At 43.7% G+C, this 13,722-nt stretch carries 7 protein-coding genes; 1 reads left to right on the forward strand and 6 read right to left on the reverse strand.

All coding sequences use genetic code 11. The annotated features are described in order from the left end of the window. A partial coding sequence (locus AC4II3_RS25505; RefSeq protein WP_488029604.1) for a filamentous hemagglutinin N-terminal domain-containing protein occupies positions 1 to 1,552 on the reverse strand: 1,552 nt, incomplete at its 3' end. 334 nt (positions 1,553 to 1,886) lie between these two features. Beyond that, positions 1,887 to 5,015 (reverse strand): two-partner secretion domain-containing protein, encoded by a 3,129-nt coding sequence (locus tag AC4II3_RS25510; RefSeq protein WP_488029602.1) that lies wholly within the window; start codon positions 5,013 to 5,015, stop codon positions 1,887 to 1,889. Between AC4II3_RS25510 and AC4II3_RS25515 the strand changes: the two genes are divergently transcribed. Further along, positions 5,014 to 5,265 carry a hypothetical protein gene (locus AC4II3_RS25515; protein WP_488029601.1) on the forward strand — a complete coding sequence of 84 codons (252 nt, stop codon included), beginning with the start codon at positions 5,014 to 5,016 and terminating at the stop codon, positions 5,263 to 5,265. The genes AC4II3_RS25510 and AC4II3_RS25515 overlap by 2 nt on opposite strands. 40 nt (positions 5,266 to 5,305) lie before the next feature. Here the strand turns inward: AC4II3_RS25515 and AC4II3_RS25520 are convergent, their stop codons facing one another. The 4 genes from AC4II3_RS25520 to AC4II3_RS25535 form a co-directional block, all read right to left on the reverse strand. Continuing rightward, entirely contained in the window at positions 5,306 to 6,916 is a 1,611-nt protein-coding gene (locus tag AC4II3_RS25520; protein ID WP_488013844.1) for a beta-barrel domain-containing protein, read from the reverse strand. A gap of 7 nt (positions 6,917 to 6,923) precedes the next feature. Next, a complete protein-coding gene (locus AC4II3_RS25525) occupies positions 6,924 to 9,872 on the reverse strand; it encodes a peptidase domain-containing ABC transporter (RefSeq protein WP_488013842.1) in 2,949 nt (982 codons plus the stop codon). A gap of 20 nt (positions 9,873 to 9,892) precedes the next feature. After that, positions 9,893 to 10,615, reverse strand: a complete 723-nt coding sequence (locus AC4II3_RS25530; RefSeq protein WP_488013840.1) for a peptidylprolyl isomerase — start codon at positions 10,613 to 10,615, stop codon at positions 9,893 to 9,895. Between the two features lie 848 nt (positions 10,616 to 11,463). Then, positions 11,464 to 13,149 carry a beta strand repeat-containing protein gene (locus AC4II3_RS25535; protein ID WP_488013838.1) on the reverse strand — a complete coding sequence of 562 codons (1,686 nt, stop codon included), beginning with the start codon at positions 13,147 to 13,149 and terminating at the stop codon, positions 11,464 to 11,466. Between the last annotated feature and the right edge of the window lie 573 nt (positions 13,150 to 13,722).

The raw sequence follows: 13,722 nt of genomic DNA on the forward strand, positions 1-13,722 counted from the left end.
TCAAATTTCCCCCGTCCCCTTCAGCGGTTGTGCGAGCTGAAACTCTTGCTCCATCAGAGACCATTAACTCCCCAGTGGTAATACTCACATCTCCCCCATGTCCTGTCCCTTGAGTTTGAGTAAACAAGCCACTGGGAAACTGACCCGAGGCTGAGATACCAATCACTTGAATACTAGAAGAGGCATCGACAGTCAAATTTCCGCTGTCCCCAAGACCAAAAGTGCTAGCTGAAACAATTGCTCCATCAGAGACCATTAACTGGTCAGTGGTAATACTCAACTCTCCTGCATTTGCTGTCCCTTCAGTTTGAGTAAACAAGCCGCTGGGAAACAGGCTATCGGCTGAGGTACCAATCACTTGAACAGTAGAGGAGGCATCCACTCTCAAGGTTCCCCCGTCCCCTTCACCAAAACTGCCAGCTGAAACTCTTGCTCCATCAGAGACCATTAACTCTCCAGTGGTAATACTCACATCTCCCCCATTTCCTGTTGCTCCTGGAAAAACTTGGGCTCTTAAAACACTGAGAATACCATCAGCCGCTACACCAATTACTCGAACAGATTCAGTGGTATCCACTGTCAAATCTCCACCCTGTCCTGAGCCAGTTACATCTGTAGTTATCCTAGAACCACCCTCAAGGCTGAGCTGAGAAGCCTCAACAACTATTCCACCCCCAGTTCCACTCCCATTAGTATCTGCAAATACATCAGAGCCGCGTAAACTCACATTAGCCCCCTGCACCTGGATACTCCCACCACCAAACCCACTGGTATCAACCAAAGCACCCTCAGACAACCTAATATCTTGAAACTCTTGAACTGCTGAATAATCCAACACGAAACTAGTATCCGTTGGGGTCAGCTTCACCACACCATTACCAACACTCCCCAGCTCAATCCGTCCATCGAATGCCAATAGAGCGCCACCAGGAATAGTAACCTCACCACCAATTAGCCCTAAGGTTTGATCATCGGGTACCTCAAGCCCAAAAAAAGATTGATTAGTAATACTTCCTGGATTTGAACCATATTGCAACCCAGAGGGAATATTAATCGTCAATAACGGTTTTCCATTGGGATTTAATGCACTGAATACTGTGCCATCGTCAAACAACACACTATCAGCAGTACTCCCAAAAAATGAGCCTCCGAGATCTAGTCTGCTATTGGGACCGAAGAAAATACCATTTGGATTTATCAAAAATAAATTAGCATTGCCCAATACCCCTAGAGTGCCCAAAATATTAGAAACATTTGCTCCAGTTACCCGACTGAGGATGTTGTCAATTCCTGCTGGTAAGCCAAAATAAACCCGCCCCATTTCTGCCACATTAAAATCAGAGAAGCTGTGGAATAGATTGCTTTCTCTAATCGCCCCACCTTCTATCAAATCCGCTAGGTTTCCGTTAACATTGACATTGGGCGTTACTACAGAGCTTTCATTTCCCAGGGTATTATCTGGGGTGATTTGTCCTAATGCTGTAGTTGCAACCACTAAAGAATAGAGAACAAAGGTACTTGCTTGCACAAGTCCGTTAACCCGAGGTTTCATGTTACTAAAAATGAGCTACCGAATTGATATGATTATTTCATAAAATTCCGTTTTATGCTGTTAATTTTTATTAGGCCAATATGGCAGTTTTCAATTGGGTGAGGTGCATTTTTTAGTTAAGTAGGGTGGACAAAGTCATCATTTCGTGACCAATCAAAACCACCAAACTGTGTCTTGATGCAGTCGCTCATGGGGGAAACCACGGCAGTCGCTCATGGGGGGAACCCCCAAGACCGCGCTGCCTTCCCAAGACCGCGCTGCATCGCTTTTTGCCCACCCTACAAGCTGTTCCCGACTCCCGACTCCCGACTCCCGACTCCCGACTCCCGACTCCCTACTCCCTATTCCCTGCTCCCGAATGACAATCAAGATTGGGCAATATCTGCTCCACAGGAGTCCCCTGAAACGGTTGCGCCGTCAGAATGATGGTGCCATCCTTTGCTATTACCCAGCCTTGGGCTTCGATAATCACTTTTTTGTCTTGACGGGGTCTGACTAAAGATTGCTGCGGTAATGGTTGTCTGGTGTTGGCTAAGCCAGGACGAGTTCGCCACCCCACTGTTCTGTGGGCATTAATCACCGGATTCTCTGGAGTTGGTGGTAAACCCCCTTTGCCAGTAATAATAAAGGAACTGCCACCAGCAATCCGATTATTCTCAAAGCCACAAAGGTCATTGGCCAGGATCGCTTCTGCATCTACCGGGCTTCCTGGCAATTCCGTTAAGCCTGAGGTGGGGTCTAGCTGTGAGATGTTGATTTCCACATCACCGCTGAAGGATGAGCCAAGGTTGGAGGTGGCGGTTATATCACTGGTTTCTGGACTTTCAGCTTCTCGAAACTCTAAGCCAAAGATGCCTTGGGCATTAATCCTAACACTACCTCCTGGGCCTTCTAGGGCATTAGCGGTGATGTCGCTATTTCCGAGACCGACTAGGGTATCAGTATCAATAACTATATTTCCGCCAGTGGTATTCTCGGCGTTAGTGGTAATATTGCTTTCGTTAAGCAGTCGGATGTCACGGGAAGATAAAGTAATATTGCCTTGCTCTCCTCCTACAGTTTCTGCTGTGATATTTCCTTTGTTGTCAAGGAAGATAGAGTCAGCTTCAATCACCAAGTTGCCTGGATTGCCTTCTCGAAGGTTTCTGACACTCAAGAAAGCACTATCGGTCACAGAAAGGTTTTCTGCAGTGATCTTAATGTTACCTGCATTGCCTTGATTCAAGTTATCGTTACGAATAAAAGCACCATCTGTTAAAGAGAGCAATTTTGTAGAGATATTAATATCTCCTCCATTCCCCACAGCTTTTTCAAACTCATCTATTGTACTGGTAATTCGACTGGAAACTAACTCAGGGTCGTTGGCAACTGCACTGGGACCTATACCTTCAAGAATCACATTGTCACGAGCCTCAATTGTGATCTTACCACCATTCCCTTGGGCTTCTGTATCAGCCAGCAGTGCCGAGGCATCTTGAAGCACGAGAGAACCTGTCTTGATTGTTATATCACCTGCTTTTCTATCACCCGTAACTTTATCTGCTCCTTCACTTATCTCGCTGATAATGATGGAGTTTGATAAGAAAACTTGGTCTTGTGCGTCTATAGAAATATTTCCTGAGTTTCCTGTACCAGAAGTGACGGCACTCAGTTGAGCACGATTAGTTATCAAAAGAGATCCTTGTTCGATAATAATATCGATTCCACCACTGTTTCCTATACCTCCAGACCTTACACTACTGAAAGCGGCACTAGGAAACATATCATCATCTCGCCTGCCATCAAAGGAAACAGTATCTTTGGCTCTAATTGTTATTTTTCCTGAATTTCCCTCACCCAATACACTCGAGAGGATTTGACTGGAATTTTCAACAACCAGTGAACCGGTGGTGATGTTAATTCCTCCAGTATTGCCTTCCGCACCACTTTCCACGTTAGTAACTATTCTTGCTTCATCATTTAAAACAAGAGCTCCTTGTTCAATAATAATATCGATTCCACCACTGTTTCCTATACCTCCAGAATTTACACTACTGAAAACGGCGCTGGAAAATCCAGCGTTTGTTCTATCAAAGGAAACAGTATCTTTGGCTCTAATTGTTATCTTTCCTGAATTTCCCTGACCAGATACATCTGATCGTATTTCACCGGCATTTTCAACAACCAGTGAACCGGTGGTGATGTTAATTCCTCCAGTGTTGCCTTCGGCTCCACTTCCCACGTTGCTTAATATCCTGCTAAAACCGCCCCCACTTGAAAAATCTCCACTTTGCAAAAAAACTTGATCGCTTACAGAGATATTGATAATACCTCCATTTCCTTTTCCAAAAGTGTTAGCATCTATTCTTCCACCATTATTTAGAACAAGAGAACTAGTCTGGATGTTGATATTTCCAGAATTGCCAGTAGCTCCTTGAAATACTCGGGCTGCCAAAGCGCTGACAGTACCATCAGACGCACCAACCACTCGCACAGATTCAGAGGCATTCACTGTCAAATCTCCCCCCTGTCCTGAGCCCGATACATTCGCAAATATCCCAGAACCACCCTCAAGATTCAACTGAGAAGCCTCAACAACTATCCCACCGCCACTGCCACTCCCGTTGGTATTCGCAAATACACCAGAGCGATCGCGTAAACTCACATTAGCCCCCTGCACCTGGATACTGCCACCACCTTCCCCACTGGTAGTGACAAAAGCACCGTCAGACAAACTAATATCCTGAAACTCTTGAACTGATGAATAATCCAACACAAAACTAGTATCCGTTGGGGTCAGGTTCACCACACCATTACCCACACTCCCCAGCTCAATGCGTCCATCCAATGCAATTAGAACGCCACCAGGAATAGTAACCTCACCACCAATCAGCCCTAAGGTTTGAACAGTTGGTACCACAAACAGACTAGACTGATTGATAATACTTCCTGGATTAGATCCATATTGCAACCCAGAGGGAATATTAATCGTCAACAACGGTTTTTCATTCGGGTTTTTAGCACTGAATACTGTGCCATCGTCAAACAATATACTATCAGCAGTGCTACCAAAAAATGACCCTCCGAGATCTAGTCTGCTATTGGAACCGAAGACAATACCGTTGGGATTTATCAGAAACAAGTTAGCATTACCCAATACCCCTAGAGTGCCCAAAATATTGGAAACATTTGTTCCAGTTACCCGACTCAGGATGTTAGCAATTCCAGCAGGATTCGCAAAATAAACCCGTCCAAACTCGGCCACATTGAAATCCGAAAAGCTGTGGAATAGATTACTGTCTCTAATCGCCCCACCTTCAATTAAATCTATTACAATCCCGTTAATATTGAGATTGGTTACTACAGACCTTTCATTATCCAGGGTATTATCTGGAGTGATTTGTCCTAATGCCGTAGTTGCAGCTAGTATAGAACACAGAACAAAAGGACTTGCTTGCAGAAGTCGGTAAACTACAGCTTTCATGTTAATCAATAGAGCTCCTGATGCCTGGCATTATTTCATAAACTATGAATTAAGCTTTATTGATGTAACAATTATTGAAAAGACTTTACTTGAACTTCATAAAAATATAGCAAAGGTAACAGGGAGTCGGCAGTCAGGAGTCGGGAGAGTGAAACAGTCAACTATTATTACTGTTCCCGATTCCCTGTTCCCGATTCCCGATTCCCGATTCCCGATTCCCGATTCCCGTTCCCCTCCTGGGAGGGGTTAGGGGTGGGTTCCGATTCCCGATTCCCGATTCCCGATTCCCTCTATTTAGTCCCCTTCAAACTATCCAACTTATTATTTAAAAAGCCAGTAAAGATAGTAATCACTCGACGCTTTCTTTCCTTAATATTGACACTTACTGACATCCCTGATGCTAGGGGAAATGAATTGCCTTTAATATCGATAAACTGCTGTTTTAGGGCAATTTTGGCAGGAAAACGGTAATAAGGATAAATCTGATCGGGCTCTAAAGCATCGGCTCCAATGGAGATTAATTTACCTTTGATATCACCAAACTCACTAAAATTAAAGGAATCAATTCTGACATCAACCTCCATCCCTTCTTTTACAAAACCCCGGTCTTTATTGGTGATATAAACTTCAGCAATTAGCTCATCATTCGGCACAATTTCCAGAATAGTTTCGCTACTATTTGTCACAAAGCCTGGGCGAGCCTTTAGCTCAAAAACTTTCCCAGCTACAGGAGCTTTGATTTCGTGATACTTCAAATTTTGCTTGATTTGACTAATTTGACTATCAATTTCCGCTATCCGTTTATCATTTTCTACAATTTGCTTACTGAGCTGACTATCGATATCCGCAATCCGTTGTTGATTCACAGCAATCCGATCCTGTAGCTCAGTTTGAGAAGCCGCAATGGTATTCGCCAATTGTGCCTGAGCTTGAGCGATCGCACTTCTAATCCGTTCTTGTTCCTGAATTAACTGGTTGACCTCAGCTTGCTGTGTACCAACCTCAGCTTCCCGTGTACCCACTTCAGCTTCCCCTCTACCGACCTCTTGTTTCTGTCTACGGTATTGAATTTTGGGAACAGCTCCTTCGGTAAGTAACGGTTCAAAATCAGTTAAAATCTCCTGTTCAGTTGCTAAATTAGTCTGTGCAGTGACTAAATTGTTGTTAGCTGTACTCAAGAGATTTCTAGCATTAGCTAATTGGATTTTAGTTTGCCCCAGCTGATTTTCTAGTTGCTGAATTTCTTGCTTATTCGCCGTTACCCGAGAATTGAATTCTGCCAGGTTTATCTGTAGACGAAATTGTTGCTCTGAGGTCAGGTTTGCTCCACCATCAGCCCCAGTAACTTGCACTCGATAGAGTTTATTTTCTGCCACTAAGTTAGCTCTGTTTTTAATAAGAAGCAAAACTTCTACTGGCAAGTTTAGCGGTTGAGTATTGGGTTGACTAGCTTGATCGGAACCGATTTGAGCACGATAAAACTGATTTTCTTGGATTAAGGATTTCTGAATTTGTTCCAGAGAAACCAACTGAGCTTGAGCAGAGGTCATATCAAAGCGAATCAGAACATCATCTGGCTTGACCAGCTCCCCATCCTTTATCAAAACCTCTGCTACCACACCACTAATCGATGCTTGAACTTCCTTAACATCCCCTTGTGGCTCTAACTTGCCCTGTGCTGGAATCACTTTCTCAATTTTTGCCACACTTGCCCAAGTAATTCCAAAGGTTGTTATCCCCACTAATCCCCAAAGAATAGCCCGCGACCAAATGCTAGGTTGTTTCAGAAAAACGCTAGGTTGTTGCGGAATAATTGGTTGGGATAATTCCTGCTCTTGAATTACCTCATTGGTAGTCGCTTCAGCGTAAGAGTTATCAGTTGTGCGGTTGGATGTAATCATGATTTTTTTATTTATAAAGACAATAATAACGCCCTTTAATAGCCATTAATTCTTGATGATTTCCCATCTCTTCGATTACGCCTTTAGACATCATTAAAATCAAGTCAGCGTTTTTAATTGTGCTGAGTCGGTGGGTAATGAATAAAACAGTACGACCTTTAAAGGCTTCAGCTAAATTAGTACAGACCCTTTGCTCGGTTTCATAGTCTAAAGCGCTGGTGGCTTCATCTAAAATTAGTAGTCGTGGATTTTGCAAAACTGCACGTGCGATCGCTACTCGCTGTCGCTGTCCCCCAGATAAGGCTGAACCTCGCTCTCCCACCTGAGTGTTGTAGCCATTGGGCAAGTCCATAATGAAATCGTGAGCAGCAGCTATTTTAGCAGTAGCAATAATTTCTTCAGTAGTGGCTTCTGGATTATTCAGGGCAATGTTTTCATGGATTGTCCCCTCGAATAACAGAGGGTTCTGGGGCACAATCCCTAGCTGACGTCGTAGGGAATAGAGTTCAACTTTACTAATGTCATAGTTATCAATTAGAATTCGACCTCCTAAGGGTTCATAGAAGCGGGGTAAAAGCTTAGTTAAGGTACTTTTACCAGAGCCACTTTGTCCCACAATCCCTACAAAACAACCAGCGGGAATATCCAGATTAATTTTACTGAGTTGCAACGGACCACTATTACCAAACCGGAAGGAAATATTCTCGTATTTAACAGTTCCTATAATTGGTGGCATGGTTAAGTTATTCTGTTCTTCTACTGGGGATTCTTGAGGGTGATTAAGAATATCGCTGAGACGCTCAATGGATAGAGCAGTTTCCTGGAAGTTTTGCCAAAGTTGAGACAGCCGCAGCAGGGGACTAGTCACATAGCCAGCAATAATCCGAAAGGCGATTAATTCTCCTAGGGTTAATTCACTTTGGAGTACTAAATAAGCTCCCACCCATAGCACTAAGAGACTGGATAATTTATGGAGAAAATTGCTGATTGAACTAGCGGTAGTGGAGAGCTTAACCGCTTTAAACCCTTCTGAGATATAACCACCGTAGCGCTGTTGCCAAGACATGCGAGATCGTAGTTCAATGTTTTGGGATTTAACGGTTTCAATACCATTAAGCACTTCCACTAGATAAGAATGGGTTTGTGCGTTGCGCTGGGCTTTCGTCCTTAACATCCGCCGCAATATTGGTGAAAAGATTAGGGTCAACAAGATAAACAAGGGCACAACTGCTAATGCGGCTAGGGTAAGTAGGGGACTGTAGAGCACCATCACGGCAATATAGATCACAGAAAAGACTGCATCTAAGACTACAGTTAAGGCTGTTCCGGTCAGAAACGAGCGAATTTTTTCTAATTCCTGAACCCTGGTTGCTAATTCCCCAACGGTACGTCGTCCAAAGTAACTCATTGGTAAACGCACCAAGTGGTCAATTACCTGGGAGGCGAGGGCAAGGTCAATCCGGTTAGTAGTATCAGAGAATAAATAGGTACGTAAAGCACTTAAGATTGCTTCAAAGAGTGCTACAACTATTAATAAAATACCCAGTACATGGAGGGTATCTAGGCTATTACCACCAATAACCTGGTCGATAATTACCTGGGTCATTAAAGGATTGACTAAGCCAAAGAGTTGGACAAAAAAGGATGCGATTAATACTTCAAATAGTACTTGACGATAGCGAGAGAGTATTGGTATAAACCAGGAAAGACCAAACTTTTTCTTGGGGGTAGTTGTTGCTTCTTTTAGTAGCAAGACTTGACCGGATTTGCCCCAAATGTCGATAAAGGTAGATAATTTACGGCGTTTGATGCCACTGGAAGTTGGTATCCCCAGTACCACTTCTTTTGGTGAGGCGTTGTAGACAACAGCGAAAGTATCTTCCCAACGGATCAGAGCTGGTGTTGGCAGCTGAGTAATGGTAGTTGCTGCTATCTTGACTAGCTGGGTTTGCAATCCCATTAAATCCGCAATAGCAGCGCAAAATGGTAAAGTAATGGTGCCGGTTTTTTGCTGGTTAGTAATCACTCTTTGGATTACCTCCCGCTTAAACGGAACTTCGAGATACTCACTGAGCATCTCGAAGCAGGCTAAGGTCTCTTTTAAAATACCTCTGCCACTTTTAAAGGGATATTTTCGGCTGTGCTCTTGACCCTGATTAACTACAGGTAAGGATTCGGGTAATGCGATCGCATCACGAGCAGGACGAAATTCCAGTTCAGGGGTAGCAGAAATAGAGGTTATCCCTGCATTGTTACCAGTTGCTACCTCCGCCAATAGCATTGATTTCGGTAGTCCCACCAAACGCACTTGCTGGAGAGTGGCGTAATTAGGGTTTTGTGAAGTGATACGGCTACCCACTGGCAAGTTAGGCGGAGGATTACCACCACTGACAAACCACATCCACTCCGGGTCTAATTGGGCTGAGTCTGCTGGGGGAAAGTGGTAAACTACTGCTTGTTGAAACCCTTTCAGTGCTAGTTTCCGGAGATCCGTGATGCCATCGGCTCGACGTTCGAGCTCAGCACCAAGTAAGTCAAAGATTTCAATCAAAGCACAATGGTCTTGAAAGGCAGTAGCGACGGAGGGATAGGTCTGTAACAGCTGGAAAAATTCCTTTGCTGGTAGGGCTAGACAATCTACTTCCTCAGATGCGATCGCAGTTTCACTATAGACTTCCCGTACTAAGCTCGCCCAGCCTAAAATCGCACCGGGAGAGAGCTTTTGAACCGTTACCTCCTTATTTGTGCGGGGGTCATAACCTAGTAAACGAGCTTGTCCTTGATAGAGAATTACCACATGGGAGGGTATTTTCTCCCGCATTAAAATTGTTTCACCAAGGTGATAGTGTACTGGCTGCAATTGTGCAGATAGTTTTTCTAACGCTGTAGTTGGTAGTTGATTAAAAGGAGATACACTAGCAATAAATTCTTGGATGGGGGAAGTGGTAGAAGTCATGGCAATAAAATTGATGATATTTAAGTTTGCTTAATCACTGGTTGTAATTGCTCACCGAGCCATCTATTAAACAATTCCTTCAGCAGTCGCTGACCCATGGCTTGGTCTAACTGGGCTGGAATTAATTTTTCTAGGCGCACAATCACGATCCACTCCCCTATTTGTGTTGGTGTCCACAACTGACCAGGCTGACTCAGCTTCAGGATCCGAGCAATCTGAGGGTGGGGCATAGTCATGGGCATCAGACCAATTAATCCTCCACTTTGAGCTTCTGGTCCTTGGGAATATTGCCGTGCTATTTCAGCAAAGGATTGCTCTCCATCCTCCAGCCGATAATACAGTTCCCGAGCGACACCTTTATGCTTAACGCGAATCAAGGAATAACTAACCTGATCGAGCTGCTGTTTGCGCTCGAGAAAGTAAGATTCTAGTCGGTGACCCCAGGTTTCTTGTTGGAATTTTTCAAGTTTTAGCTCACGGGTTGCCAAGGTTTTTAATTGGTTTAGAGTGATCTGATGATTCTGACACCAAGCCTGACGTGCTTTGTCATCCGTGAGCTTATGTTTTGCATAAAACCGCTCTTCAGCACTAGTTTCCTCTTCTGGGGTGCAGCTGATTCCAGCGATCGCATGGTCAATAATAATTTCCCGGAATAGCTGAGGTAGCAAAAGGTATTGTCTCAGCAGGGGGATAATTTCTGATGCTGTAATAGTTTGGTTAGCAACTTGTAAAATGTCGTTCATCACGCTTTTCTCTACAATATTCAATGGTTACCCATGCCAAACATCGAAAAGTAGCTAGGTGCAATTCTCATATTGACTTGATAGTGATAGCTGTTAAAATTAATTAATTGTTTCTCAAATATGAATTCGCTATAGTCCGCTAGGTCATCAATTCCTAGCACGTTTAAAATAATTTCAGTTATAAGCCAAACTATGATTTTATGCCACATTACCCTGTCCTCTTTACCTGGTTACTGGAGAGTTATCAACTGTGATGAATTAGTAACAAACCTCAGAAATATCTCGGTCTGGTGAAATCTCTCTAGTTTTAGAGTAATGAGCAGAGCCAGAAATACTGTCTCATTTTTTGCATCAGTTTTGGTATTAAGTGTTTTTATTAAGCTAATAATTTGGCTTTTTATTAGATTACTTTAAGGCTGTATTAAGCTTAATTTTAAGTTACTTTCAGATTGAGTCATAAATAGATAATTTCAACAAAATTAGGGGTGTATATACCATAGAAATTAAGATTATTTATCTCAGTTTTTGTATCAGTTTTGCGATTTTATTCAGACGTATCTCATTTTGATATCATATTATTTCCGATAGCATCGGTATAGCGCTACGCGCCAGGCAATAGGCATGCTAGCAATAGGCAATAGTGAAGAAAAAAGCTTACTAATCAAGGGATTGAGCTATTTTATTTTTCATTCATTTGTCTTAACCATAGTGCGTAGTGCTATATGATGTAACCATTGAGCTTAGAAAAAAAATGCGATCGCTAATCTAACTAGCGATCGCTGACAGTCTTGGGTAAACACCTTTGAAGTAAGAACTAATCGGAACAGTCTTGGGATGACACTGTTGTGTTACACAAATACATCAAGTGCCTGCTCAGCAGCATCGAGATTGCCGAATACAGTCAGATTATCCTCGCCGCCAAGGATGGCTACTACGGCTTCTTGACCACTAACTGTTTCGCGACCGAAACTAATATTGCCCAAGAACTCATCAGCGAAATCAAAGGCATCACCGGCCTCAAAGTCACTGATTTGGTCAAAGTCCTGGAGACCGTCTTGGAAGATTTCACTGCCGAAGGCGAAGATGTCTGCACCTGAATTGCCAGTTAACAAGTCATTGCCAACCCCTCCGTTCAAGACATCATTAGCGCTACCACCAATGAGAGTATCATTGCCCTCATTACCGAAAACAGTACCGTTAACAGTGCCTGCGATACCATCATAGGTATCATCACCAGCACTGAGTAGAACATCGCCGTTGATAGTGCCTTGGTTAACAATAGTTACGTCACCCTCAGCACCCTGAACATCAATACCCACCTGAGGGCTGCCTGCAACAACACCACCGTTGATAGTGCCCCTGTTAATGATTTCGCCGTTGAGTTGGACTCCGTCCTCAATCAGTACTGCCGCATCAGTTTCTGAGGTCAAGGTGCCTTCATTGACAATATCACCATTGAAGACTGAGAGGTCAGTATTAGTACCCTGTCTGAGGCGAACAGCTGTAGCTCGGTTGTTACCCACCGGCACACCACGTCCGATCACCGTACCCCGATTAATCACACTACCTGTGACATCAGCACCGAGTTGTAGAGAAATGGCATCTCCATCATTGCCTTCACCTACATCGATCAGACCACTACTTTCGTTGACAATCGAGTAGGAAAGCGCACTCTGGTCAGTGTAAACGACACCATCCCGGGGACTGGCAGAGGTGAGAATCTCACCGAAGTTTTGAAGGCTAATATCTTGACCACCGATATTTACGGCACGACTAGCACTAGTGATAGTACCGAAATTTTGCAGCGCGCCAGAAGAGGTACCGCCATTGGCAAAGCTAACGCCGTTGAAAGCACCATCAATCGTACCGTTATTAACGATTGTACCGTTGAGTTCGACTCCCGACTCAATCAGGACACCACTGTCAGTTTCTGAGATCAACGTGCCTTCATTGATAATATCACCATTGAAGACTGAGAGGTCAGTATTAGTACCTTGTCTCAGGCGAATCGCAGTAGCTTGGTTATTACCCACCGGCACACCACGTCCGATCACCGTACCTTGATTAACCACACTGCCTGTGACATTAGCACCGAGTTGTAGAGAAATGGCATCTCCATCATTCCCCTCACCGACATCGATTAGAGCATCAGGACCGTTGAAAATATCATAGGATGTAGCAGTCTGGTCAGCGTAAACGACACCATCCCGAGGACTTGCAGAGGAGATAATCTGGGCTAAGTTATCAACCCTAATGTTCTGACCACCGATGTTGACAGGACGACTATCACTGGTAATCAAGCCTTGGTTGGTTAATGTGCCAGAAGAAACACCACCATTAACGAAGTTGACACCGTTGAAGCTACCATCAATTGTGCCTGTTTCTGCGTTAAAGATGCTGGCATTAGTGCCCGTGATATCAACAGCACTACCATCAACATCCAATGTACCGAATACGGTTAAAGAATCCCCTACTCCGGGTAGTACTACGGGCTCGGTTAGAGTTTCTCCAGTGGGAATAAAAGTGTTTGACATGAAAGTTCCTCCGAATGCAAGTGAATTATGTTGAGACTGGAAGTAAACACTGGTCTACCGGCCATAGACCAGTGTAATGTTTTTAACCTCAGGCAAACATTGACCCTTAGGCAAAAACCATAAGTTTTAACAGGGCATTAGCGCTGTTGTATAGTCGCTAAGGTGTCTATATTTCTACAATGGCATTCGGATCAGAGCCTAATGTCTCAGTTTTTGTCTCAGTTTTTTAGCTCAGTTATTTTAACTAGGCTTAGTTGTATAATTTTTTTCATACTTAGCCCAGGGTGAGCTTAGATTTTTCTCAGACTAATCTCAGCTTGAACCATCAACCGATGAAATTAATTCTATTGAGAGGCGCTATATAGCATAAGTTGGCATAATAGTTGTCTCAGTTTTTGTCTCAGTTGTCTCAGTTTTGCTTTTTTTCTCAGTTTGGCTTCAGTTTTGGTTCAGTTTGGCTGCATTGATAAAGTAATTCCTATGACATTTGGCTTAACAAGCGTGTTATATCATCTCCGGATAATTACCCTGTCTTGATGCAGTCGCTCATGGGGAGGGGCTGTGTGCGGAACC

The sequence above is a fragment of the Moorena sp. genome (genome assembly GCF_982860115.1).

Bases quoted from the DNA above. Each gene is read 5' to 3' on its own strand.
- AC4II3_RS25515 (WP_488029601.1), top strand. From the start codon at position 5,014: ATGTTAATCAATAGAGCTCCTGATGCCTGGCATTATTTCATAAACTAT.
- AC4II3_RS25510 (WP_488029602.1), bottom strand. From the start codon at position 5,015: ATGAAAGCTGTAGTTTACCGACTTCTGCAAGCAAGTCCTTTTGTTCTG.
- AC4II3_RS25520 (WP_488013844.1), bottom strand. From the start codon at position 6,916: ATGATTACATCCAACCGCACAACTGATAACTCTTACGCTGAAGCGACT.
- AC4II3_RS25525 (WP_488013842.1), bottom strand. From the start codon at position 9,872: ATGACTTCTACCACTTCCCCCATCCAAGAATTTATTGCTAGTGTATCT.
- AC4II3_RS25530 (WP_488013840.1), bottom strand. From the start codon at position 10,615: ATGAACGACATTTTACAAGTTGCTAACCAAACTATTACAGCATCAGAA.
- AC4II3_RS25535 (WP_488013838.1), bottom strand. From the start codon at position 13,149: ATGTCAAACACTTTTATTCCCACTGGAGAAACTCTAACCGAGCCCGTA.